Source organism: Massilia sp. NP310 (genome assembly GCF_019443485.1).
GTDB lineage: Bacteria > Pseudomonadota > Gammaproteobacteria > Burkholderiales > Burkholderiaceae_D > Telluria > Telluria timonae.
On record NZ_CP080379.1, the window covers coordinates 446,503 to 471,577 of the forward strand.

Annotated in this window: 22 protein-coding genes; 6 read left to right on the top strand and 16 right to left on the bottom strand. The window is 67.0% G+C overall.

The window, feature by feature from the left end:
* Nucleotides 1–645: 645 nt before the first annotated feature.
* From KY496_RS02095 to KY496_RS02170, 16 genes are all read right to left on the bottom strand, one after another.
* On the bottom strand, nt 646–1,845 hold the full coding sequence (locus tag KY496_RS02095) for an acyltransferase (protein ID WP_219863658.1): 1,200 nt from the start codon (nt 1,843–1,845) through the stop codon (nt 646–648).
* 22 nt (nt 1,846–1,867) lie between these two features.
* On the bottom strand, nt 1,868–2,482 hold the full coding sequence (locus KY496_RS02100) for a hypothetical protein (RefSeq protein ID WP_051205155.1): 615 nt from the start codon (nt 2,480–2,482) through the stop codon (nt 1,868–1,870).
* A 2-nt stretch (nt 2,483–2,484) separates the two neighbouring features.
* Nucleotides 2,485–3,075 carry a sugar transferase gene (locus KY496_RS02105; RefSeq protein ID WP_184237852.1) on the bottom strand — a complete coding sequence of 197 codons (591 nt, stop codon included), beginning with the start codon at nt 3,073–3,075 and terminating at the stop codon, nt 2,485–2,487.
* The gene (locus KY496_RS02110; RefSeq protein WP_219863660.1) at nt 3,072–4,289 is read right to left on the bottom strand and encodes a DegT/DnrJ/EryC1/StrS aminotransferase family protein; all 1,218 of its coding nucleotides are present in this window, start codon (nt 4,287–4,289) and stop codon (nt 3,072–3,074) included. The genes KY496_RS02105 and KY496_RS02110 overlap by 4 nt, the downstream gene beginning before the upstream one ends.
* The gene (locus tag KY496_RS02115) at nt 4,282–5,574 is read right to left on the bottom strand and encodes a glycosyltransferase family 4 protein (RefSeq protein WP_040777862.1); all 1,293 of its coding nucleotides are present in this window, start codon (nt 5,572–5,574) and stop codon (nt 4,282–4,284) included. Before KY496_RS02115 ends, KY496_RS02110 begins: the two co-directional genes overlap by 8 nt.
* A gap of 20 nt (nt 5,575–5,594) precedes the next feature.
* Nucleotides 5,595–6,377, bottom strand: coding sequence for a hypothetical protein (locus tag KY496_RS02120; protein WP_184237849.1), 783 nt, complete (start codon nt 6,375–6,377; stop codon nt 5,595–5,597).
* On the bottom strand, nt 6,374–7,018 hold the full coding sequence (locus KY496_RS02125; RefSeq protein ID WP_229520398.1) for a hypothetical protein: 645 nt from the start codon (nt 7,016–7,018) through the stop codon (nt 6,374–6,376). Before KY496_RS02125 ends, KY496_RS02120 begins: the two co-directional genes overlap by 4 nt.
* Before the next feature lie 180 nt (nt 7,019–7,198).
* On the bottom strand, nt 7,199–8,368 hold the full coding sequence (locus tag KY496_RS02130; protein WP_219863664.1) for a glycosyltransferase: 1,170 nt from the start codon (nt 8,366–8,368) through the stop codon (nt 7,199–7,201).
* Complete coding sequence (locus tag KY496_RS02135) at nt 8,274–9,662, bottom strand: hypothetical protein (protein ID WP_219863665.1); 1,389 nt, start codon at nt 9,660–9,662, stop codon at nt 8,274–8,276. Before KY496_RS02135 ends, KY496_RS02130 begins: the two co-directional genes overlap by 95 nt.
* Entirely contained in the window at nt 9,659–10,906 is a 1,248-nt protein-coding gene (locus KY496_RS02140; protein ID WP_005669822.1) for a lipopolysaccharide biosynthesis protein, read from the bottom strand. Before KY496_RS02140 ends, KY496_RS02135 begins: the two co-directional genes overlap by 4 nt.
* On the bottom strand, nt 10,903–12,126 hold the full coding sequence (locus tag KY496_RS02145) for a DegT/DnrJ/EryC1/StrS aminotransferase family protein (RefSeq protein WP_005669824.1): 1,224 nt from the start codon (nt 12,124–12,126) through the stop codon (nt 10,903–10,905). The genes KY496_RS02140 and KY496_RS02145 overlap by 4 nt, the downstream gene beginning before the upstream one ends.
* Nucleotides 12,127–12,129: 3 nt before the next feature.
* Nucleotides 12,130–12,792, bottom strand: a complete 663-nt coding sequence (locus KY496_RS02150) for an acyltransferase (protein ID WP_005669826.1) — start codon at nt 12,790–12,792, stop codon at nt 12,130–12,132.
* Between the two features lie 2 nt (nt 12,793–12,794).
* The gene (locus KY496_RS02155; RefSeq protein WP_005669828.1) at nt 12,795–13,856 is read right to left on the bottom strand and encodes a Gfo/Idh/MocA family protein; all 1,062 of its coding nucleotides are present in this window, start codon (nt 13,854–13,856) and stop codon (nt 12,795–12,797) included.
* 60 nt (nt 13,857–13,916) lie between these two features.
* Nucleotides 13,917–15,245: a nucleotide sugar dehydrogenase gene (locus KY496_RS02160; RefSeq protein ID WP_219863667.1), complete on the bottom strand. Its 1,329-nt coding sequence runs from the start codon at nt 15,243–15,245 to the stop codon at nt 13,917–13,919.
* A gap of 86 nt (nt 15,246–15,331) precedes the next feature.
* Nucleotides 15,332–17,395, bottom strand: coding sequence for a nucleoside-diphosphate sugar epimerase/dehydratase (locus tag KY496_RS02165; protein WP_219863669.1), 2,064 nt, complete (start codon nt 17,393–17,395; stop codon nt 15,332–15,334).
* Between the two features lie 393 nt (nt 17,396–17,788).
* Complete coding sequence (locus KY496_RS02170) at nt 17,789–18,751, bottom strand: N-acetylmuramoyl-L-alanine amidase-like domain-containing protein (protein WP_184237839.1); 963 nt, start codon at nt 18,749–18,751, stop codon at nt 17,789–17,791.
* A gap of 230 nt (nt 18,752–18,981) precedes the next feature.
* On the opposite strand from KY496_RS02170, the gene KY496_RS02175 reads away from it, so the two are divergent.
* From KY496_RS02175 to KY496_RS02200, 6 genes are all read left to right on the top strand, one after another.
* Complete coding sequence (locus KY496_RS02175; protein WP_219863671.1) at nt 18,982–21,984, top strand: TonB-dependent receptor; 3,003 nt, start codon at nt 18,982–18,984, stop codon at nt 21,982–21,984.
* Nucleotides 21,985–22,282: 298 nt separating this feature from the next.
* Nucleotides 22,283–22,444, top strand: coding sequence for a hypothetical protein (locus tag KY496_RS02180; protein ID WP_005669836.1), 162 nt, complete (start codon nt 22,283–22,285; stop codon nt 22,442–22,444).
* A 66-nt stretch (nt 22,445–22,510) separates the two neighbouring features.
* Nucleotides 22,511–22,687: a hypothetical protein gene (locus KY496_RS02185; RefSeq protein ID WP_177185564.1), complete on the top strand. Its 177-nt coding sequence runs from the start codon at nt 22,511–22,513 to the stop codon at nt 22,685–22,687.
* Nucleotides 22,688–22,899: 212 nt separating this feature from the next.
* Nucleotides 22,900–23,274 (top strand): LiaI-LiaF-like domain-containing protein, encoded by a 375-nt coding sequence (locus KY496_RS02190; protein ID WP_219863673.1) that lies wholly within the window; start codon nt 22,900–22,902, stop codon nt 23,272–23,274.
* On the top strand, nt 23,264–23,980 hold the full coding sequence (locus tag KY496_RS02195; RefSeq protein WP_219863674.1) for a LiaI-LiaF-like domain-containing protein: 717 nt from the start codon (nt 23,264–23,266) through the stop codon (nt 23,978–23,980). The genes KY496_RS02190 and KY496_RS02195 overlap by 11 nt, the downstream gene beginning before the upstream one ends.
* A complete protein-coding gene (locus tag KY496_RS02200; protein WP_219863676.1) occupies nt 23,980–25,074 on the top strand; it encodes a sensor histidine kinase in 1,095 nt (364 codons plus the stop codon). Before KY496_RS02195 ends, KY496_RS02200 begins: the two co-directional genes overlap by 1 nt.
* Nucleotide 25,075 lies beyond the last annotated feature (1 nt).

Genomic DNA, 25,075 nt, shown 5'->3' on the forward strand with positions numbered 1-25,075 from the left:
ACAGGCATCGCGGAGCGAACTCTAGCCCTATCCCGGTGTCTGATGACGCGTACTCTTGCAAGAGGCACGCCATCATATGACTCATCTTTGCCGCGAAAACCATGCGACAGAGATCGAAGACGTTGGATGTGCATGGCATGCGGTCAGTAACGAGGTGGCATATGAACCACGGCACGCCACCATCACTCCTGCAGCGAGAACGGCGCTACCCGTGGCGAGTCTGGCCGTGACGTCAGATACTGCGGCCGAACCTTGTCGGCGGGAGGCGGGAAAGTCACGCCCGTCAGATACCAACGCGGTCAACTGGACGGCTCGGGCAGGAAGAGGACGCTGAGCACATTTGCCCACATCTTCGATAGCAGCTTGCATTGACCATGCCGCATCGGGTGCGCCGCAGTGGGCAAAGCGCAAGAGGCCCGGCGGACCTGACATACCTGGCGCATCGCGGCGCAAGTACGGCATCTTTTTCATCAGGCGGCGTACCGGCCAGCGAGCGTTCCAGCTCGCGATTGCGCCGGCCAGCGACTACTGCGGCTTGCAAATACACGGGCCAGCGAGTGCACCGGTCAGCGCACTCACTGGCCAGCGCACGCACCGACCAGCGCAGGCACCGGCGGGCGCACTCACTGGCCGACACCGGCCCACTCAATCCGGCGACAGGACCGTGACGGAGGGACGGTTGGTGCGTGGAGCGAGCAGCCAGTCCTTCATCGCCCGGCGGATGCGGAAGGTATTGCGCTCGAACGCCAGGTAGAACACATAGGCGAAGCCGACCAGGCCAAGCAGGAGCGCGCCGTACCAGAGGTAATCCAGCGTCACGAAGGGATCGAGCTGTTCGCGTCCGAACGTCTTGCCGCCGATGTGGATCGCCAGGAAGATCAGCGGCAGGTGGGTGACGTACAAGGTGAACGAGAACTCCGAGAAGAAGTTGGCGATGTGATTGATGCGCAGGAAGCGCGGCGCGGAAGGATCGACCCGCTGGTGCAGCGAGGACAGCAACAGCAGCAGGGGGACGCTGCAGATCATGTCTTGCACGAAGGATTCCGGCACCAGTTCGTTATTGCTGCCGGTCAGGCGGTAATAGCTGAACAAGCCCACCGTCAGCAAGCCCAGCACCACGCGCAAGCCGTTCCCGCAATGTAGCTCGATACGCGAGAATGCCGCGCCCAGCAGCCACAGCATGAAGTACATCGAGATCATCTTCGGCAGCACGATCACCAGCGCCACGAAGGCGGCCGCGCAGGCGAGGCGCTTCAAGCGGCCATGGCCGAACAGCACCAGGGCCAGCAGCGGGAACTGCACGTAGTACCAGGTCTCGTAGGTCAGGCTCCACAAGGCGTAGTTGCCGCCAAAATTAGGGACGAGGAAAGTCTGCAGGCCGAGCAGGTTGCCGACGAAGCTCGAGGCCGAGTAGTTATTCGACGGCGACAGATCGATCGCCCCGGGCTGCGCCACGCCGATGGCCAGGCCGATCAGCAGGATCAGCACCAGGGTCGGCAGCAGGACGGTCCACAGCCGGGTGACGCGGTCGATCGTGTAGTTGGCGAGGGCGCGCGGCTGGTGCAGGCGGTTCATCAGGCTGCCGCCGACGAGCCAGCCGCTGATCAGGAAGAACACGACCACCGCTTGATGGGCGAAACCGGTCACGAAGGCGAATACCTGGTAAGCGAAGGTCGGGTCTTGCAGCGAGCGCAGGCCCGGATAGATTTCGGAGCGCAGGTGGCCGGCGGCGACCTCGAGCGCGGCGACGCCGCGCAGCAGCGAGAGCGCCAGCGATTGCAGCGGATGGTCGTGCAGGTTGGACTGGGCCCGACAGCGGATCGTGGGAAGCGAGAGGGACGGCATGGTGAAACTCCTTTCTGCAGTGTTAGCAGGCATCCCAGGGATAGGGATGGCTGTTGCCCGACAGCGCCAGGGCCACCAGGATCATCCAGTAGCCGACGTGCGCGAATTCCATCAGCCAGGCGCCGACCGCGAAGACCGGCAGCGACCACCAGATCGCCGGCATTAGCCGGGCCCGCTCCAGGTCGCCGGACCAGGCTGCGCCGAGCAGGCTGACGCCGGCGCCCAGCAGCCAGCCACTGAGCGCCTCGGCGGTCGTATGCTCGCCCGTCGCCACCAGCAGCGCCGCGACGGCCAGGCCCAGCAGCAGGCCGAGTGCCAGGCCCACCCGCGCCGCGACCTGGCCCTGGCGTACCAGCAACACCCAGGCCGCGAACGGATAGAGCGCGCCGACCAGCGTCGCGTGGCCGCTGATCGCCTTGAACTCGAGCATGGAGAAATCGGTGCCCCAGCCCAGGTGCGCGATCTTGCTGCCGCCGACCAGCACCACCGCCGCGCCGAAACACGCGCCCCAGCGCAGCGCCGTGCGCCATGCCCCGGCGGCCAGCAACCATACCGCCAGCGCCGCTCCCAGCGGCAGCGCGACTTCGAGGTCGCCCAGGTGCAGCACGCGCAGCATCGCTTGATCGTCCAGTGACATGTTCAGCGAACGATCGCGGCCAGCGTGCGCAGGATGATCTTCATGTCGATCCAGAACGTCCGTTCGCGCACGTAGCGCACGTAGTAGTGCAGCTTGGCCGGCAGCACGGTGTCGATATAGGCGCGTTCCGGGTCGCCGGCGCGCGCCAGCACCGCGTTCTCGTCCTTGTAGAGGATCGAGGCCCAGTCGGTGATGCCGGGTGCGACCGACAGCACGATGCGGCGCAGCGGCTCCGGATAGTGGGCCACGTAGCGCGGCACTTCGGGCCGCGGCCCGACCAGGCTCATGCTTCCATTGACGACGTTGAACAGCTGCGGCAGCTCGTCCAGCTTGTAGCGGCGCAGCACGGCGCCGGCATGGGTGATGCGCGGGTCGGCGCCGATCGTGAGTTCGGGACCGCCGTCCAGTCGCTGGTGCATGGTGCGGAATTTATAGATCGTAAACAAGCTCGCGCCGCGCCCGACGCGCTGCTGGCGATACAACACCGGGCCCGGCGAATCCCATTTGATCCACAAGGCGATCGCGAGCAGCAAGGGCGACAGCAGCAGCAATCCCGCCAGCGACGCCGCCAGGTCGAACAGGCGCTTGCTCATGACAGCAGATCGTGCAGCGCCGCGATCACCCGCTGCTGGTCGGCATCGCCCATGCGGGTGTACAGCGGCAGGGACAGCATCGCCCCGAAGGCGGCCTCGGCGACCGGGAAGTCGGCCGCGCGCAGGCCGCAACTGTCGCGCCAGTAGGGCTGGCGGTGCAGCGGGATGAAGTGCACGCTGGTGCCGATGCCGCGTTCGGCCAGGTTGGCGATCAGCGCGTCGCGTTCACGCTGCGCCGTGCTCGCGCTGTCCGCGCCATCCGCCGCCGCGCGGTCCAGGCGCACCACGTACAGGTGCCAGGCGTGGGTCGAGCCGGAACCCGGCGCCGGGCGCGCCGGCAGGGTCAAGGGCAGCCCGGCCAGCGCCGCGTCGTAGCGCTCGGCCAGTGCGGTGCGGCGCTGCTGGAAGCGGTCGATCTTGCGCAGCTGCTCGATGCCGATCGCGGACGCGATATCGGTCAGGTTGTACTTGAAGCCGGCGGCGACCACCTCGTAGTACCACGATGGTGTGCGCGCGGTGTAGCGGTCGAAGGCGTCGCGGCTGATGCCATGCAGGCGCATGCAGCGGATCCGTTCGGCCAGGCGCGGGTCGCGCGTGACGACCATTCCGCCCTCGCCGGTGGTCATGGTCTTGTTGGCATAGAAGCTGAACACCGCCACGTCGCTGTCGAGCGTGCCCACCAGCCGGCCGCGGTGGCGCGTGGGGAAGGCATGGGCGGCATCTTCGATCACGCGCAGGCCGTGGCGGCGCGCGAGACGGCCGATGGCGTCCATGTCGGCCGCCATCCCGGCGAAGTGCACGGCGACGATGGCGCGCGTGCGCGGCGTGATCGCGGCGGCCACCGCGGCCGGGTCCAGGTTGAGGGTGTGCGGGTCGGCATCGACGAACACCGGCCGGGCGCCGAGGTAGCGCACGACCTCGGCGCTGGCGGTGAAGGTCAGGGTCGGCACGATGACTTCGTCGTCCGGCCCGACGCCGGCCGCTTCCAGCGCCAGGTGCAGGCCGGCGGTGGCGGAATTGACGGCGATCGCCTCGACCTCGCCGCCGAGGTAGTCGCGAAAGGCCGTTTCGAAGCGCCGCGTGACGGGCCCGGTGGTGACCCAGCCTGAGCGCAGGCAGGCTTCGACCGCGCGGATCTCTTCTTCGCCGATGTCGGGCAGGGCGAAGGGCAGGAAAGTGTCGGCAGCGGAAGCGGATGCGGTGTGGTCAGGCATGGTGGGTCTCCTGTGCGAGTACGGCAAGGAAGCGTCGGGCCAGGACTGGATAGCTCAGCTGGTCCAGAACATGGCGCCGGCCGCGCTCGCCCAGCGCGCGGCGCGTGCGTGGATCGAGCGCCATCAGGCGCGCCAGTCCCTCGGCCAGGGCGGACGGATCGTCGGGCGCCACGCTGACGCCGCAGCCGGTTTCCGCCACCGGATCGTTGCCGGCCTCGACCGCATGCAGGACCGGGCAGCCCGCCATCATGTAATCCAGGAGCTTGTTGGGGGCGATGCCGAAGCGGTACAGCGGCTGGCGCCGCCACCCGAGGAAGGCGATGTCGAAGCGCGCCAGCAGGGCCGGGATGGCGCGCTTCGGGACCGGATCGACGAAGTGGACGTGGTCGAGCCCCAGCGAGCGCGCCTGGCGCCGCAGCCGCTCCTTCTCGGGCCCGGCGCCGACCAGGACGAAGGACAGCGGCCGCTGGCGCAGCAGGTGGGCGGCGTCGAGCAGGGTGTCGAGCGCATTGGCCAGGCCGTGGCTGCCGGCATAGCCGATGATCAATCGTCCCTCGGCATGCAGCCTGCCGAGCAGGGCAAGGATGGGGACGGCGGCGGGCGGCAATGGATCGGGCCAGCGGGATGGCGCATCCGCATGTGGCGGCGTGCCGGCGGCCGGCCATTCGTCCGGATCGACGCCGTTCGGGATCAGGTGCAGCTTGTGCGGCGCCATGCCGCGCGCCTCCAGGTGTTCGCGTACCCGGGGCAGGATCGAGACGATGGCGTCGGCGTGGCGGCAGGCGTGGTTCTCGGCCGCCTGGAGCAGCATGATGAACGGGTGGTGGCGCGAATGGCCGCCCAGTTCCATCGGCGACAGCGGCCACAGGTCGTGCACTTCGTGCAGCAGGCGCGCTCCCGCCAGGCGGGCGATCCGGTGCGCGGGCCAGATATCGAGCGGATAGGTGCTGGAGGCGATCACGGCTTGCGGCGCGAAGGTCTGCGCCAGGCGCGGCGCCTCGCGCCACAGGCGCGTCACGAAGGCCAGCATATTGCGCACGCGGCCGGCGCCGTTGCCGGCGTAGGCAGGGGTGCGCAGCCAGGTGTAGTGGATGCCGTCGATGTCCTCGCTCAGACGGGCGCGGCCGGCCATGGCGGGACCCTGGCGGCGCAGGTGCGAATGCGAGGCGGCCACGATGTGCACCCGGTGCCCGGCGCGTACCCATTCGCGCGCCAGGTAATAGGGGCGGTACTCCATGCCGTGGTGGACCGAGCCGGCGTAGTGGTTGATGAGCAGAATATTCATATGCAGATGCGTCATGCTCGTCATATGCGCCACGCCATTTCTTCGACCAGCCGGCGCCAGTTGCAGCGGGTGTTCTCGATCCAGTTGGTCTCCCATTGCACCGGGTGGGTGAGCATGCAGATGCGTTCGTAGTGGCCGAGGGCGGCGAAGGGCGACATCGGCGTGTAGTAGACGGGATGCTTGCGGTCGCTGATGTACAGGTCGAAGCCGCGCAGCAATTCGGCGTCGTAGGATTCGCATTCGATGCCGCAGCGGGTGCGCAGCGCGCGATCGCGCAGCAGCTCGTGGTTGATCACGTTCAGGCGGCGGTTGGCGAAGTCGCCGTGGCTGGCCACGGTGGCCAGCGGCGCGCCCAGGCGCGAGGCGATCTGGCCGATATTGCGCGCGAACAGCTCGCGGATCTCGGGAAAGCGCAGGCGCAGCTCGTCACCCTTGCGGATGCGGTGGCGCTTGGCGAAATCGGCGACCTCTTCGTAGTGGTAGCTGGCTTCGCTGCCGGCCGCTTCGATCTCGCGCATGAAGCCGTAGTCGAGGGTGCACAGGCGGAAGTAATAGCTGGCCCGTACCCCGTGGCGCGCCTCGAGCGCGAACATCTTCTTGGCCGTGCGCAGGTCGCTGTCGATGTCATGGCGGTGCACCAGCGTCTTGCGCGGCGCCTCCTGGCGGTTCAGGTTGCGGAAGAAGCTGCGTACCGATACCTGTGCGTAACCGGCGTCGTTCGCCGCCTGCAGCAGCGCCGCGTACTCGCCGAGGCGGCTGGGCATCAGGTAGTCGGCATACACCCGGTTGATGAACGTCTTCATTGCAGCGAATACTGCGCACGGTAGGGCTGGAAGCCCAGGATGGTCTTGAATGTCTTGAGGCCGGGCTGGGCGCCGAAGAAAGTGTCGTACATGACGTAGCGCACTTGCTGTTCGTCGATCAGGCGGCTGATGGTTTCCACCAGCAGCAGGTGCATGATGCCGTGGTTATTGCGATAGCCCAGCATTTGCGAAAAGGCGGCGAAATTGCCATAGATGCCCAGGCTCGCATATGCGACCAGTTTTCCCTGTGGATCGAGAATGCCGTGATGGCGGAAATGCGGCAGCGTGTCGAATGCCTCGCATTTCTCGGTATATTTATGGTCCATTGGCCGGCCTTGCCGCGTATCGAGCGAAGTATTGATGGCGTGGATGTCGTCGATATAATCGTTGCGGTCGATGTCGACGAAACGGTAGCCGCGGTTGCGTGCCCGTTTCGCGTGATAGCCGCCGTGGTTCTTGGCCTTGATTTGCTCCTGGTAGGCATGGCGGTCGGCAAAGCGCGACAGGTCGATCAGCGCCGCGCCGACGGTCTTGGCGCGAATGATGCGAAAGCGCGGATGCGGCCGGGTAAATGCGCGGTAGGTGGTGCGGATATCCGCCGGATCGATATGCTCGTGAAAGCAGAGTTTTGCTACCGGCAAACTAATCGCTTGAATAAATGTATTGTAGTGTTGCAAGAACATATTCTCACCTATAAGTCTGCAATACACGATAAGGTGGATTGCCGTGCAATTCCTTGAAACCGATTAAATGATGGGCACCGGCGCAGCATGAATTCATTTATGCCATCTCATGTATTTTTGGAAGTTCAGTGCTGATTGCTAGGTCAGCTCCAGGCGGTGTGCCAATGGATGCCGGGTCAGGTCGGCATAAAATCGCACCAGCTTCTGCGCCTCGTTTTTCCAGTTATAGGTCTGCTCGACGGCACGTCGGCCATTCGCGCCCAGGCGCCGCGCCAGAGCCGGGTCCTGCGCCAGGCGGTCGATGGCGGCGGCGATCGCGGCCGGATCGCGCGGATCGACGCACAGGCCGCAATCGCTGGCCTCGACGATGGCGCGCCAGCGCGGGAAGTCCGACGCGATCACGGGGATGCCGGCCGCCATGTATTCGAACATCTTGACCGGCAGCGCATCGCGGTAGCTCGCGGTCGGCAGCAGGGTGACCAGGCCGGCGAACGCGTTTTCCATGACCCGGCCCACGCCGGCGCGGTCGAGGTGGCCGAGCGCGCGGACGCGGGCCCAGCCCGGCAGCAGCGCCACGTCGCGCGCAAGCGCCGGGTCGGCGAAGCCGCCGGCCAGGGCCAGCCGGACCGGGGTGCGCAGCACGGCGCAGGCCTGCACCATCTCGCGGATCCCGCGGATCGCCGAGATGCTGCCGACGTAGCAGATATCGGTGCGCGCCTCCCAGCTGCGCTCGGGAGAGAATTCCTCGGGCAGCGGATAGTTGGCGACGTCGATCGTTTGCGCATTGCAGTGCGCCAGCCGCTCGCGGATAGGGGGCGTGGCGGCCAGCAGGCCGTCGAGGCGGCTGCAGGCGTAGCGTTCATAGCGCGCGTACAGGCCCGCGATCGCGCGGGCGACGCTATGTGCCAGGTAGGGTTTGTCGAGCAACTGGGTCGGCACGTCCTCGTGGGCATCGAACACGACGCGCATGCCGGCGCGCCGCAGGCGCAGGCCGGCCGGCAGCAGTTCCGGGTCGTGCAACTGGTAGGCATCGGCATCGAACGCCAGCGCGCGCGCCGCGACCCGGCGCGTGGTCCACAGCATGCGGTCCAAGCGCCCCACGAGGGCGCCTGGACGGCGTCCGGATGGCCCGCCGGCGCGTTTTCCGGCGTCGACGATCCGAACCCCGTCGCGCAGCTCGTCGCCCAGGCCGTCGGCCACCACCAGGATCACCTCATGACCGTGGCTGGCCAGCGTTCGGCATTGCTTGACGAAGATCCTGGTGTCGTAGCGCGGGTGCGCCGAGGTCAGGTGGACGATGCGCGGCATGTTTCCTCTCGTAGGCATAGCGGCTGCAGGCGCCGAGGGTGGCGCTGAGCAGCATATCGGTGAAGTAATGGGACGACAGCAGTAACAGCACGGTCACGCAGGCGAAAGCGAAGGCCAGCAGGAATAGCGGGCGCCGGCGCGCGGCGAAATACTCGTGGAAGAACATCGGCGTGATCGGGACGATGGCGAGCGCGGCCACGTAGAGCATGCCGAACAGGCCCAGGTCGACCCAGGCCGACAGCACGTTGTGCGAGTAGTGGCCGGGCTTGTAGCTGCCATAGTCGCCCAGGATGGGATGGGCGGCGATCGATTGCACCGCATGCACGGTCAGTTGCTGTCGCTTGTTGGCCGAGGTCGAGTGCGACAGGTCGAACAGTTCGAGGATGCGGTTCGAGGGCAGGGAGGCCAGGATCTGGTCGAGGTAGAGGCCGATGGCGGCGGCGATGCACACGCCGGCCAGCACGAAGTACAGCTTGTGGCGCGAATAATAGAATTCGATCAGGGGAATCGCGAACAGCAGGGCCACGAACTCGCTGCGCGCGGTGTTGACGAACAGGGTGGCCGCGCCCACGGCATGCAGGACCAGGCGCAGCGGCAGATTGCGCGTGAAGGTGACCACCGCGAGGTAAGTAAACAGGTAGGAGCGCGAGAAACCCTGGTAGGTGGCGAGCGAATTGGCATCCTTGGCGATGCCGAGCGCCCCGAGGTAGAACACGCCGTCGACCGAGTACGAGAACACGATGGTCGACATCCCCGCCAGGCTGAGCAGGCCAACGACGCGGAAGCGGCGGCTGTCGAAGTCGATGAAGCAGAACTGCAGGTAGACCAGCACCATAAACAGGATGGCCAGCATGTGGTAAGCCACGATGGCGCGGTTAGCGCCGGCCGCCGCATTGACCACCACCACGCCGACGAAGTACGCGAAGAAGACGCCGTAATGGACGTCGACCAGGGTCAGGCGCTTGGCATCTCGCCGCATGCGGGCAAGGTAGACCAGGCACATCGGGCCGGCGAAGGCCAGCGCCACCGGGGCGAAGTAACCGCCCAGGAAGGCGCCGGTGGTGCCGGTGCCGAGCAGGGTATGGTAGAAGAAGAAGCCCGGGAACAGCATGAAGAAGCAGGCGATCATCAGCCATTGCTCGCGCCGGGCGCGCGCCGCGCCGCGCTGCCGGGCGGGGTCGCGCAGTAGCGCTTGTTGCCAGGTATCGGGCGAGCCGCCGGCATGCAGGGCCGAAGGAGGCGCGGAAGGCGGCGCGAGAGGCGGAGCAAGATGCGGCGTGGACGAGGGATTCATGCGGCGGCCAGCCCGTTGCGCGAGCAGTTCCAGGACATGTGCAAATAGACCAGGTAGAGGCACGAGTAGCCGATCACGTACCACAGCACGTTCTCGTGCACGCTGCCCGGCAGCAGGAAGGCGCCGAGGGTGGTGGCGAACAGCGTCACCTGCCACAGCAGGTCGGCCTTCTGGCGGCCGGCCACGAAGAACACATAGCTCAGCGGACTGGCGACGAAGTTCAGCAGGAACAGCGGCGCCATCAGCTGCGCCAGCTCGCCCGCCTCACGCCAGGAGGGGCCGAACACGGTGGCGAACAGGGTCGGGGCGAAGGCCATCAGCAGCAGCGCCGGGCCGATGCCCATCACCAGCAGCGCCTTGAAGGTATGGCGGTAGGTGCGGCTACAATTGCCGTGCTCGCGGAATTCGAGCACCGATTCGCGCTTGAAGACTTCGAGCACCGAGGCCGCCAGCAGCGACACCGGCGCCGACAGCACGCGCTGGGTGAGCGCGTAGAGGCCGGCGGCCAGCGCGCCGTGGCGCATCCCGATCAGGAACAGCGGCAACTGGCTGACGGCGCCGTTGAGCAGGTTGGACGGCAGCGAGTAGCGCCAGAAGGCCTGGTGGCGCCGCAGGTAGGCGCGCTGGTCGGGGTCGGGCAGGCAGGCGATGGGCGCGCGCGGCGGACGCAGCAGGCGGCGCGCGTACAGGTAGCCGGCCAGCAGGCCGCACAGGTGGCCGGCGATCAGGCCGGACCCGCCGAGGCCGACGTACAGCAGCGTGAGCTGGGTGAGGACGATGACGGCGGCCGCCACCACCTTGGCGCGCGCCGCCTTGCCGAAAGCGTTGTGCGAGGTGGCGTAGGCGAGCGTGGTCTGCATGCAGGCGATCAGCCAGGCGCCGGCGCCGATGGTGAGCAGGGCCGCCCATGGCAGGTGCAGGGCCGGTTCGAAGCCGGCCAGCCGCGCCGCGGTGGCGACCAGGGTCAGCAGCAATGCGGCGATGGTGGCGCTGTAGAACACGACCCGGAAGCAGGTGCGCTGGTGCTGTTCTTCGTGGTCGAGGATCATCGCCGCCTCCATGCGCAGGGTGGCGCCGATCGCCGACAGCGCGATCACGCCGAGCCAGACGCTGTAGGCGCCCAGCTCTTGCGGCGTGCACATGCGCGTCAGCAGCGGCGCCGCCAGCAGCGGCAGGGCCTGGGCGCCGAGGGCGCCACCGAGGACGGTGGCGACGTGACGCCAGAATGGCGGCAGTTGCCTCATGAAGTCGCGGCCGGCGTAACGGTCGTTGCGCAGGTCGAGGCAGTGGCTGAGGCGGCGGCGACAGCGGCGACAGCGGCGGCAGCCGGCGCGGGCGCCACCGCGTCCGTCGTGACGGCCGGCAGCGCGCCGCCAGTCTGGCGACAGGCTTGGAGCAGGGCCATGGCCACCCGCTGCACGCCGGCGTTGTCGAGGAACGGCCCCATCGGCAGGCTCAGGACGCGCCGGGCCAGTCCTTCCGCCACCGGATAGGCGTCCGGCGCCAGGTGGGCATAGGCGGCCTGGCGGTGGATCGGCACCGGATAGTGGACGGCGGTCGGGATGCCGGCGGCGGCAAGCTCGCCGCGCACCCGTTCGCGGTCGTCGACCAGCACCGTGTACTGGGCGTGGACGCTGCTGCGGTCGTTGCGCACGGCGAGGACGGGAATATGGTGGCGCAGCAGGGCGTCGTAGGTGGCCGCGGCGCGCTGGCGCTGCCCGACTTCCCATTCGAAGCGTTCGAGCTTGGCCAGCACCACGGCGCACTGCAGGGTGTCCATGCGTCCGCCCACGCCCAGCCGGGCGTGCACGTAGCGGTGCGACTGGCCGTGGACACGGATTTCGCGCATGGCCTGGGCGAGGGTGTCGTCGTCGGTGAACAGGGCGCCGCCGTCGCCATAGCAGCCCAGTGGCTTGCTGGGGAAGAAGCTGGTGCAGCCGATCGTGGACAGGTGGCAGCTCTGGCGCCCGCGGTAGGTCGCGCCGAAGCTCTGGGCGGCGTCCTCGATGACGGCGATGCCGTAGGGTTCGGCGATGGCGTTGATGGCGTCCATGTCGGCCGGCTGGCCGTACAGCGAGACCGGGAGGATGGCGCGCGTGCGCGGCGTGATGCGCTCGGCGACCAGGCGCGCGTCGATGTTGCCGGTGGCGGCTTCGACGTCGGCGAACACCGGGGTGGCGCCCACCAGCATCACCGCTTCGGCCGCGGCGATGAAGGAGAACGGGGTGGTGATCACCTCGTCGCCGGCCTTGATGCCGAGCGCCATCAAGGCGATGATGAGGGCCTCGGTGCCGGACGACACGGTGATGCAGTGGCGCGCGCCGGTGCGGGCCGCCAGGCGCGCCTCGAGCTCGGCGACTTCGGGGCCGAGGATGTACTGCCCGTGGTCGAGGACGGCCTGGATGCGGCTGTTGATCAGCTCGCGCGAGGCGAGATACTGGGATTTCAGGTCGATGAATTCCATGGATTATCCTCGTGCGGCGTTTTGGCTCGGGCTTGGATTCGGGTCGCTGGCCGTCAGGTCGCGCGCGCCTGACGGGCTGCCAGCCGGGCCGTCGGCCGAGCTGCAGGCGCCGTCTTGCAGAATGTAGGATTCGCCGGAAAGCGGGCAGCGGGCTGCGCCGTTGCCGCGCAAAGGCAGGGCCAGGCGGTCGCCGGAACGGCTGACCCAGCCGATCTGGCGCGCCGGCACGCCCGCCACCAGCGCATGCGGCGCGACGTCGCGGTTGACCACGGCGCCGGCGGCAACGAAGGCGTACTGGCCGATCGTCACCCCGCACACGACGGTGGCGTTGGCGCCGATGGTGGCCCCGCGCCGCACCAGGGTGCGCCGGTATTCGTGCTTGCGCGGCACCGCGGCGCGCGGGTTGTAGACGTTGGTGAACACCATGCTGGGACCGCAGAAGACATCGTCTTCGAGCGTCACGGCGTCGTAGATCGACACGTTGTTCTGGATCTTGACCCCGTTGCCGATGCTCACGTCGTTGCCGACGAAGACGTTCTGGCCCAGCGAGCAGGCGGCGCCGATGCGCGCGCCGGCGCAGACGTGGGCGAAATGCCAGACGTGGGTGTCATCACCGAGCTGGGCGCCGCGGTCGACGATGGCGCTGGAATGGATGATGATGGCCATGGTCAGTACTCCAGCGGCAGGGCGACGCGGCGGCCGTCGCGCGCCGAGCGGTAGGCGGCGACCAGCACCTCGAGCGACTTCAGGCCCTCGCGGCCGTCGGTCTCGGGCTCGGCCTCGCCGCGCAGCACGCGGATCACGTTGTCGTAGTAGAGCGGATGGCCGAAGCCATAGACCGAGGTGGTCTGGTAGCTGGCATCAGCCACCAGGGCGTCGTCGGGATCGCCTTGCGCGAATTCCCATTGCTGGACTTCGTTGACGGCGACGCCGCCGATGCGCGCGCTGCCATGCTCGCCGAGGATGGTGATCGAGCCTTCGAGGTTGCGCGGCCAGGTCAGCATGGTGACGTTCATCGAGCCCAGCGCGCCATTGCGCCAGCGCAGGCTCATCACCCCGGTGTCCTCGACCTCGATGTCGCGCGCCAGGGTGGCGGTATAGGCTTGCAGGCTTTCGATCGGGCCGACGATCCATTCGAGCAGGTCGACGTAGTGGCTGGCCTGGTTCATGAAGGCGCCGCCGTCGAATTCCCAGGTGCCGCGCCAGCCGGCGCTGCGGTAGTACTCGTCGGGGCGGGTCCAGAACACATTGAGGTTGACCATGTAGATGCGGCCGAAGCGCTTCTTGTCGACCGCGCGCTTGAGCAGCTGCAGGGTGGCGTTGCGGCGGTTCTGCTTGACCACGAACAGCCGCACCCCGGCCTCGTCGGCGGCGGCGACCATGCGCTTGCCGTCTTCCCAGCGCGTGGCCATCGGCTTCTCGGTGATCACGTGGCGGCCGGCCGCGGCGATGCGGATCGCCTGGCCCGGGTGCAGCCCGGACGGGGTGGCGAGCACGAAGGCGTCGGCGTCGAGCTCGGCCAGCATGCGGTCGAGGCTGGCATACGGGCGGGCGCCGGTGATGCCGGCCGCTTCTTCGCGCGCGCGCGGGTCGATGTCGCAGACGCCGGCCAGCTCGCAGCGGTCGGCGTGCTCGCGCATGGCGTTCATGTGGTTGCGGGCGATGCGGCCGCAGCCGACCAGGGCGAAGCGGATCTTGCGGTCGAGGATGGGGGGAGGGTAGTGGCGCATGCGGGCTCCGGGCGTGGCGGTGGGATCGATGATGTGGGACATGGACGATCGGCCGGCCGCTCAGGCCTGCACCACGTTCGGCAGCCGGTTCGGGTAGACGCCTCGGGTGTCCACGATCAGGTTGGCGTACTGGCGCACCAGGTCGTAGTCGAAGGCGCTATGGCTGGTGGCCAGCAGCACGACGTCGTAGGACGCGAGCGAGGAAGGGTTCAAGGGCACGCTCGACAGTTCGAAGCGGTGCTCGCGCATGCGCGGGAAGACCGGGACGTGCGGATCGGAATAGTCGACCGCGGCGCCGCGCGCGCGCAGCAGCTCCATCAGCGCCACCGAGGGCGATTCGCGCATGTCTTCGACGTCCTTCTTGTAGGAGATGCCCAGCACCAGGATGCGGCTGCCCATCACCGCGCGGCCGCGTTCGTTGAGGGCGTCGGCCACCTTGCCGACCACCCAGCCCGGCATGTCGCTATTGATCTCGCCGGCCAGTTCGATGAAGCGGGTGTGCAGGCCATACTGGCGCGCCTTCCAGGTGAGATAGAAGGGATCGATCGGGATGCAATGCCCGCCCAGGCCGGGGCCGGGGTAATACGGGGTGAAACCGAACGGCTTGGTGGCGGCGGCGCGGATCACTTCATGGATGTCGATGCCCATGCGGTCGGCGATGATCTTCATTTCGTTGACCAGGCCGATGTTGACGGCGCGGTGGATGTTCTCGAGCAGCTTGGTCAGCTCGGCCGCGCGGGTCGAGCTGACCGGCACCACCGTGTCGATGGCGGCGCGGTACAGGGCCAGCCCGGCTTCGAGGCAGGCGCTGGTGGAGCCGCCGCATACCTTGGGGATGGTGCGGGTATGGAAATCGGGATTGCCCGGGTCTTCGCGCTCGGGCGAGAACACGAGGAACACGTCCTGGCCGACGCGCAGGCCGCGCGACTCCAGGCGCGGGCGCAGCTCTTCCTCGGTGGTGCCCGGATAGGTAGTGCTCTCGAGCGACAGCAGCTGGCCGGGACGCATGTGCGGCAGCAGCGATTCGACGGTGCCGATCACGAACGACAGGTCGGGTTCGCGGTAGGCGGTGAGTGGGGTCGGAACGCAGATGATCAGGGCGTCGGCCTCGCCCGTGCGCGCAAAGTCGGTGCTGGCCATGAAGCCGGCGGCGCGCGCCGCCTCGATGGCGGGGGCGCCGATGTGGGCGATATAGCTGCCGCCGCGGTTGAGCCGCGCGACCTTCTCGGCGTCGACGTCGATCCCGAGGACGCGGAAGCCCTCGGCGGCATAGCGCAGCGCCAGCGGCAGGCCGACGTAGCCGAGGCCGATGATGCCGATCACGGCATGGCGGTCGCGCAGCCGGGCCAGCAGCTGCTCCAGGTGAACTGATTGGTTCTCGTCTCGCATGGGTTTCCTCGACAGTGACGGTATGACGGCAGGTATGACAGCAACGATATGAAGGTGACGACGTTGGACGGCGGCGCTGACAGGCCCTAGATCCGGAACGGCACGAACCTGCGGATCAGGCCGGCAGGCGCGGGTTCCTCGGCGGGCGCCTGCGGCAACGGCGCCGGCGTCGATGGCAGGTATTCGGACACGATCGCCTTGACCATCGACTCGATGGGGCCGCGCTCGTGGGTCTCGCAGGCCATCATGAGACAGGTGATGCAGGTCTCGAGCACATTGGGCCGCAGCGCGCTTTCCTTCATGCGCATGATGCGCGGGTGCTCGCTCGGGAAGACGGTGCCGTCGGTGAGCAGTTCTTCGTGCAGTTTTTCGCCCGGGAACAGGCCGATGAACTGGATCTCGATGTCGCCGCGCGGCTGCTGGGGCGTGCGCTCGGTGAGGCCGTGCATGGCGATCATGGTGCGCGCCAGGTCGAGGATGCGCACCGGTTCGCCCATGTCGAGCACGAACACGTCGCCGCCCTTGGCCATGGCGCCGGCCTGGATCACCAGCTGGGCCGCCTCGGGAATGAGCATGAAGTAGCGCGACACCTCGGGATGGGTGATCGTCACCGGCCCGCCGCGCGTGATCTGGCGCTGGAACAGGGGAATCACCGACCCCGAGGAGCCCAGCACATTGCCGAAGCGGACCATGCAGAAGGTCGTGCCCGTCCGGTTGCCTGTCCCATGGGCCGGGCCATTGGCGGCGCCATTGCCGGCCCCAGTGCCGGCGCCGTCGCCAGGTGCGCAGCCACCGGCGGCGCGGGCGGCGGCGGCCTGGAAGATCAGCTCGGCGATGCGCTTGCTGGCGCCCATGATATTGGTCGGCCGCACCGCCTTGTCGCTGGAGATCAGCACGCAGGTCTGGACGCCGTGGTGCGCCGCGCCGGCGGCGATGATCTGGGCCCCCAGCACATTGTTGCGCAGGCCCTCCACGATATTGGTTTCGACCAGTGGCACGTGCTTGTAGGCGGCGGCATGGTAGATGGTGTCGATGCCGCCGGCGGCCAGCACGCGCTCGACCAGGTCGGCATTGCAGACCGAGCCCAGGTGGGCGTGGATGGGCAGGTCGGGAAAGCGCGCCGCCAGCTCTTGCCGGATGGTGTACAGCGCGTATTCGGAATGGTCGATCAGGTGCAGGCGCGCCGGGCTCAGGGTGACGATCTGGCGACACAGCTCGCTGCCGATGGAACCACCGGCGCCCGTCACCAGCACCCCCTTGCCGCGCACGCAGCGCGCGAACAGGTCGAGCCGCGGCGGCACCGGCGGCCGGCCGAGCAGGTCTTCGAACTTGATTTCGCGGATGGCGTCGCGCAGGACCGACTTGTCGCTGGCCTTGTCGTCGGCCAGATCGACCAGCCGGGTAAGGATCTTGGTGGGCACGCCGGCCTGGCCCAGGCGCTGCATCAGTTCGCGCAGGCGCTCGGGCGCGGCGGCGGGCAGGGCGATGACGATGGTGCGGATGCCGAGCGCGGCGCCGAGCTCGACCAGGCGCGAGGTGTGGAACACGCGCAGGCCGGCCACGGTGCGCTCGTTCAGCGCGTGCTTGTCGTCGAAGAAGCACAGCGGACGGTATTCGTCGCCGTCGCGCATGGTCTGGGCCAGCCGGGCGCCGGCCTCGCCGGCGCCGTAGATGGCGACCGCCAGCGCCTTGCCGGCGCAGGGGCCGCGCTTGCTGCGCAGCAGCTTGCGCACACCGATACGCGACATGACGACATAAGAAAAAGCGATGAACCAATATATTGCCAGCGCGCTGCGCGGAAATCGCGCCTCATTGAGGAATACCAAAGTGAGATAGGCGCATAATACGGCAATGCCCAATGCCAGCCCGGTGAGGGTGAGCAGGCGATGGTCGATAAAGCGGATGACGGCCCGGTATAAATCGGATAGCCAGAAAGCCGCTATCGTCAGCACCGCCACCAGTAAATAAGAGTCGGGGCTAAATTGTTTTGCAAGCTGTAAATCGCCACCGCGCAATATCATTGCGATTAAAAAACACATGGGAAGCGCGACCAGGTCGACCGCGATGGCCAGGGCGGCCTTCGCAGTACGATGCATGGAGACGATTCTTGCGCAAAACTGGTGAGACAGGGTGTGGCGTTGAATTGACATGGCAATCGGCTTCTCGCTGAAAGAGAACGACATGCTGCTGCAATCAAAATAGTGGTTTACTGCACGACCAGTCGTTTTGAATAACGTGCTGTGTTGAATGGGGCTGAGCCGATTGGTTTTGTGTGTATAAGCTTATTATCTGTCTGCGATTGAATGGCAGGCTTGAGGTCACTCAACAGCGGTCAGGGATATAATGCGTGAATAGAGAAGTTGAAGTGAAGAAGTGAATATAAGAAATGGCCTTGAATAACAATTTCCAGCTACTATTTATTTAATCTGGCGTATTCAGGCAAAGGCGGGATCGGCGAATGCCGACGGGAATGGCGGAAACAACAAGGCGTCCCGACCCGGCAGGCCGGAACGCTGGCGACGCTGTCAGGCCGGGGCCGGGCCTCAGGCCGCGGGACGCCCCGGACGCGGCTGCGGCGCCATCGGCGGCACCGTGATCGGTTCGTTCAGGCGCAGGAACTTGAAGCCGGCCAGCGCCTGGCCGCGCTTGCCCGCGCGCGCATTGCGTTCCTGGCGTTCGAGCGTGCGCCCGATATACGATTCGAACGTTTCCTCGCGCACCTGCGGTTCGGACGAATGCAGGAAGTGGCGCTCGCCGTTCGGTCCCAGCACCACCAGGCCCACGTGCGAGGCCCAGTACTCGCCGTCGCGGGTCGAGATCACGTTCACGAAATCGCCTTCCTGCAACTGGCTGGCGATGGCCGCCACCTGTTCCTTCGGCACATAGGCCTGGCGGCTGGTCTCGACCGGGATGTCGCGCACCGTGTTGTGGCGGGTGGCCAGGAAGCGCGCGCGGTCGACCTTCATGTCGTACCACGGGCCGCCCGCTCCGGCCAGCTCGCCGCTGACGTCGGTCACCAGCCACCCGTTGGCCACGTTCCAGTCCATCTCGGTGTAGTGGTTGCGCGTGGCCACGCCGATCACGCCGTCGCGGTAGCGGATCCGCTGCAGCATCCAGAAGAACTCCTCCCACGAGCCGGACAAGGCCATCGCATAGGTGTGCTCGGCGAACACCACGCAGTCGCTTTGCGCCAGGCTATACAAAGGCAGGCTGTCGTGGATCTCGTAGGGGAATTCCCCCAGCAGGTGCAGCGAGTAGGGCTGGCCGATGTTCTGGCGGCCGATCGCGGCGATACGCTTGCGCAGGTCCGGCTCGGCGCCCTGCATGTGGGCGATGTACTGGCCGGCCTCGAACGGCGTCATCTGGTAGACCTGCTTTTGCAGCAGCGCCGCCAGGGGCGTGGGCGGCGGCGGCGCGCCCGGGATGGGTTTGGTGGCGGGCGCGGTCGCGCACCCGGTCAGGACGGCGCTGGCAAGCAGCAGGCAGGCAAGGCGCATGGCGTTCATCAATGTGGGGTAAAAACGTCAAGCTAATCTGGTGCGCCCGGCTTGGGTAATGAAATTTCTTCGCCCAGCCATAACCGCGGGAAGGGCGCCATTTATGTACATTCCTTCAAGTTATATAGAAGCGAACACAAGTGATTATTCACCGGTGAAATGAACATGAATACTCCGAGCATGGCAGCCTTCAGCCTGCCTTAAGCAATAACGATAGCACTATTCCCAGGAGAGAGAGCATGTTCAAGCAGAAGCCGCTCGCAGCGGCCGTATCGATGGCAGTCTGGAGCCTCGCAGCCCTGCCGGCCATGGCCCAGGAAGCCGCAGCGCCGGTGCCGATGCAGACCGTGGAAGTGACGGGCATCCGTGCCTCGCTGGCCAAGTCCCTGTCGGTCAAGCGGGACGCCTCGGCCAACGTCGAGGTGATCACGGCCGAAGACGTGGGCAAGATGCCGGACAAGAACCTGGCGGACTCCCTGCAGCGCCTGGCGGGCGTGGCGGTGCGCACCGACTACGACGAAGCGGAAAAGGTGTCGATGCGCGGCACCAATCCGGACATGTCGCTGATCATCTTCAATGGCCATGCGGTCAGCAGCGCCGACTGGTACGTCGCCGACCAGGCCTCGAGCTCGCGTTCGACCAGCCTGTCGCTGATGCCGTCGCACGTGCTGCAGCAGGCGGTCGTGTACAAGACCTCGCAGGCGAACATCGTCGACGGCGGCCTGGCCGGCACCATCAACGTCAGCACCCGCAAGCCGCTGGCGCAGAAAGAGCGCTTCTCGGGCGTGGTCAGCGTCGGCGCCAGCTACGCCGACCTGCCGGGCCGCTATGCGCCGGACATGAACGGTTCGGTCACCTGGAAGAACGAGGCGGGCACCTTCGGCGTGCTGGCCGCGCTGTTCGCGGAAAAACGCCATGTGCGGCGCGACTCGGTGTCGCGCTTCGCCTACGGCACCAACAGCGGCTGGGACGTGATCAACACCAGCACCATGAAGGGCATCACCGACGAATCGCTGGCCGGCACCGGCTATACCGCGGCGGACCTGAACGGCGTGCGCCTCCCGGGTTCGATGAGCTCGGAATTCGTGGAAGGCGTGCGTGACCGCAAGGGCGGCATGCTGTCGCTGCAGTTCAAGCCGAACCGCGACCTCGACGTCACCATGACCGGTTTCCACTCCGCGATGGAGGCCAACAACCACGGCCGCCTGACGTCGAGCGCCATCTACTCCATGCTGCTCGGTAAGAACGCGCCGCTGGGCGGCACCACCGCCGCCGCCGTCAACACCAGTCACAACGGCCAGCAGGTGTTCGCCCAGATCCGCAACCCGGTCATCGTCGACGAAACCACTGTCTACGGCCACCCGCTGAAGGTGCTGAAGGCCGCCGACATCGTCTTCGCCGACGGCACCAGCCCCCAGTACGTGGGCAATTCGGAAGGCTTCTACCGCGACGGCGCCAAGGCCGAGAGCTCCTTCCTCGACCTCGATGCGAAGTACCGCGTCAACGACGACCTCACCGTCAAGACCCTGCTGTCGACCACGCGCGGCGTCGGCCAGACCCGGCTCGACCAGGGCCTGACCCTGGCGCGCTACGGCACCGGCATCTCGTACGCGCTGGGCGACCTGCACGACGCGCCGTTCGTGCAGTACCATAACGCCGGCAGCAACCAGCCCGGCCTGAACCCGGACGGCAGCGGCTATACCATCGTCGACCGCGCCGCGTCGGGCGTCAAGACCGTCGACAAGGAGTGGAGCGCGCAGTTCGATGCCGAATACCGCGTCGACCGCGGTTTCCTGCAGTCGCTGGCAAGCGGCGTGCGCTTCGCCGATCACAAGCGCACCAGCGGCCGCCGCGGCCCCGCCTTCCGCAACGGCATCACGCTCGATGCGGTCACCGGCCGCGTGATCTCCAACACGCCGACGCCGCTCACCGGCTGGCAGGCATTCCCGGGCGACTTCGGCAAGGACCTCGACGGCCCGGCCGGCTGGGACAACACCGGCTTCACCTACACCCCGGAAGGCATCAAGGACTACATCGCCAGCAATACCAAGGTCACCAGCGACGCCTGGGAACGCCGCGTGAACTCCGAGATCGACATGCAGGAGCGCCAGAGCGCGGCCTACGTGATGGCCAACCTGGAAGGCGAGCGCTGGTCGGGCGACGTCGGCGTGCGCTTCACCCGCACCGAGGTCAAGGCGAACATCGCCACCCCGATCCCGTCCGGCGCCTGCCAGCGCGTGGAGCCGGGCCAGCCGGCGATCACCTGCGCCGCCTATCCGGGCGCGATCACCGATGCCGGCGACGCCACCGCCTACTTCGACGGCGCGCCGTTCAATCCGAATGCCGGCATCCTGTACTACAAGACGCCGACCAAGCGCACCTTCGACAACTGGCTGCCGAGCATGAACCTGCGCTACGACATGGGCAACGACATGCTGGCGCGCTTCGGCGTCAGCCGCACCATCGGCCGCCAGAACTACAACCTGCTGGGCAGCGGCTTCGGCACGCCGGGCTGCGACGCCAACGGCTGCCGCGTGACCGGTCCGAACCCGGACATGGAACCGCAAACCTCGGACAACGTCGACCTGTCGTGGTCGTGGTATTTCGCGCCGCGTTCGATCGTGGCGGTGAGCGTGTTCCACTCGTCGATCGACGGCTATCCGAAGACCGGCGCGGTCGGCAGCGCCACCGTCGACCTGCTCGATCCGCGCGACCAGACCGTGAAGACCTTCTTCATCAACACGGCCTCGCAGCAGGGCGCCAGGATCAACGGCATCGAGCTGCAGTACGAGCAGCCGTTCGGCAAGACCAATTTCGGCTTCACCTCCAACGTCAGCCGCGCCAAGACAAAGGTCGACGACGGCCGTCCGATGGTGGGCGCATCCGAATGGACCGGCAACGTCGGCCTGTACTACGAAGACGACAAGCTGTCGACGCGCCTGGTGGCGAACTACCGTGGCGAGTACGTGAACAGCACCACCGCGCCGTCGCCGACCGCCAACAGCCAGGGCCTCTCGGTGATCAACGGCATCGCGATGCCGACCGCGCCGACCTATGCCGACGCGGTGACCACGCTGGCGTTCTCCGCCAACTACTACTTCACCAAGAACCTGGAACTCGCGTTCAGCGCGACCAACCTGACCAATGCCAAGCGCGCCCAGTATCGCTACAGCGAAGAAGAGCAGCAGAAGCTGGATGTCAGCGGTCGCCAGTACTACCTGAACCTGCGCTACAAGTTCTGATCGGGCAGGGCACGGTAAAAGGGAAGCTTCGGCTTCCCTTTTTTTTTCGTGCGTGACGGTCCCGCCGCGCGCATGACATGGCCTGCTCGGCCGTATTGACGCGCACAGTGTGCGTCACCTAACGGTGCAATGGCTGCGGTTTCGATAAGATGCACCTGTCTGAGTGAGGAACGCGCGATTCGATTCGCTGCCATCCGAAACCTCAACAGGTTAGCCGGTCGCCTCGAGGATCGGCACCAATTTCAGGGCCGCGCCGCCGCTGGTGCAGGCGCGGCCCGTAACGGAAGCGGAGGTTGCCATGTACGATGTCAAGCATCCACCCAAGCACCTGGTGCGCGCCTATCTCGAACGTCGCTCGCGCGACCCGAAACCGCCGCCGACCCCGGAAGAAATCCGGCGCCAGCTTGGCTGGGGCATGCTGATGCCGGCCGACCTCAAGTTGGGCACCAACCGCTCCTGAATGTCACTTTTTCCGCGCCGACGTCCCGCGAGGACGCGGCGCCCAGCCCCACCACAGGAGACATCCATGACCAGCAAGATCGGCAGCAAACACATCGCCCAGCACCGTGGCAAGAAGGAACGCCTCGAGATCAAGCGCGCCAACGTGGCGCGCGAAGCGGTACGCCAGGCTGAAGCCCGCGCCAAGTACCGCAACCAGCCGAAAGGCCAGGCCCAGCGCGAGCAGGCGCAGACGGCCGCCTGATCCACCCCGTACGCCTTATTTGGCCCGCCTGCGGCCCGCCCGCGAGGCGGGCCTTTTTACGTCCATCCTCCCCGATCTTCTTCATTCGCCGCCGCGCGCCGCGCGCGCTCGCCATTCGCCGCCTTCCACCCGCCATTCGCCGAATAGCGCTTTCGCGATTGCCTTCCCGCTTGTTATCGTGTATCCAGTTCGATAACGAGAGGAGTGACGCAATGGATGCTGAAGACGCCTATCGCTGGCGCAAGCAGGTGCTGTGGGGCCTGCTCCTGATCGTGGTGGGCGCGGTGGTGCTGCTCGACCGCCTGCACTATATCGATGCCCAGGACTACTGGCATTACGCCCCCTTGCTGCTGGTCGTGGTCGGCATCGGCCAGACCATCGGCTACCCGAGCCCGAAGGAGTTCAGCAGCGGCTTGTGGACCGTGTTCACCGGCCTGTGGCTGTTCGCGGTGCTGGAGAACGCCTTCGGCCTGACCTTTCGCAACAGCTGGCCGCTGTTCATCCTGATGTGGGGCGTCAAGCTGGTGCTGGATCCATTCATCGCGCGCCGCTTCGCCAACTACCAAAGGAACCGCCATGAAAAATGATCCGCATGCCAAAGGCGTGACGAGCCAGGTCGTGCTCGGCCTGCTCGTGATCGGGATGGGGTTGCTGTTCCTGCTCGATAACCTGGGCTTCGTCGACATGCACCGCGCGTTTTCGTTCTGGCCGATGGTGTTCGTCATCGTCGGCGCCGTCAAGCTGTGCGACACCCGCACCCAGGGCGGCACGCTGCTCGGGGCCGGGCTGGTCGGCGTCGGCATCCTCCTGATGCTGGACCGGATGGACATCATCGACTTCAGCTGGCGCACCATCTGGCCGCTGGTCCTGATCGGCTTCGGCGCCTTGCTGGTGGCAAAGGCGGTGCGCGGCAAGCGCGCGCTGGAACACGGGATAGCGATGACCGACGGGGCGCCCGCGGGCGCCGGCGAGGTGCTGGACATCACCGCCATCCTGGGCGGCTACGAGCGCCGCGTCACGACCCGGAACTTCCGGGGCGGCGAGATCACGGCAGTGATGGGCGGCTGCGAACTCGATATGCGCGGCGCGTCGATCCAGGGCGAGGCGGTGATCAACGTATTCGCGTTCTGGGGCGGCGTGACCATCAAGTGCCCGCCCGACTGGGCCATCGTATTGCACGGCACGCCGATCCTGGGCGGCTTCGAGGAAAAGACCATCGCGCCGCCGGACGACGCCAAGCGGCTGGTCATCCGCGGCTACGCGATCATGGGTGGCGTGGAAATCCGCAACTGATGGGCGGCGGATTCTGGGCGCGGCGCGGCGCCGCGCTGTACCTGGCGGCCTGGCTGATGCTGGGGCTGATGCTGGCCGGGCTGCTGTCCACCACCGGCGGCGCCGGCCTGGCGCCCAGTCTCCTGTTCGCGCTGCCGCTGGTGCTGGTCTACGCCGCCGTGTGCGGCTTCTCGGCGTATTACCTGTGCCGCGCCTATCCGCTGGCGCGCAAGTCGACGCCGGCGGTGCTGGGCGTGTTCTTCCTCACCGCCGTGTGCGCGGCCCTGCTGTGGTGCGCCGCAGCGTCCGGCTGGGCCGCCTGGTGGCAGTGGCTGGCGCCGGCCGACGACGGCGTGACGATGTCGCGGCCCTTGACGGCGGTGATGTTCGGCGTCGGCGTGCTGCTGTACGGGATGACCGCCTGCGCCCACTACCTGGCGCTGGAGTTCGAGCGCGCGCGCGGCCTCGAGCGGCGCGAGCTCGAACTCAGGCTCCTGGCCCAGGACGCCGAACTGCGCATGCTGCGCACCCAGGTCGATCCGCATTTCCTGTTCAACAGCCTCAATTCGATCAGCGCGCTGACCGCGATCGACGCCGGCGCGGCGCGCGACATGAGCTTGCAGCTGGCGGAGTTTTTCCGCCATACGCTGGGACTGGAGGCGCACCGCAAGGTGACCGTGGCCCAGGAGGTGGCGCTGGTCGGGCGTTTCGTGGCGATCGAGCAGGTGCGCTTCGGACCGCGCCTGGGCGTCGAGCGCCACGTGGACCGGGAGGCCGAGGCTTGCCTGCTGCCGCCCATGATCCTGCAGCCGCTGGTCGAGAACGCGGTCAAGCACGGCATCGGCCAGCTGCTCGATGGGGGTGTGGTGCGGGTGCACGTCGAACGCGCCGGTTCGCGGCTCAGGCTGCGGGTGGAGAACGACGTCGACCCGGATGGCGCCGCTGCGGCCAATGCAGTCAATGCGGCCAATGCGGCCGCGGGCGGCGGCGTCGGCCTGGCCAATGTGCGTGCGCGCCTGCTGGCGGAGTACGGGGTCGAGGCGAGCGTGCATGCGGCGCGCGTCGACAATATTTTCAGGGTGGAGCTGGTGCTGCCCGCCGACACAGGAGAATGAG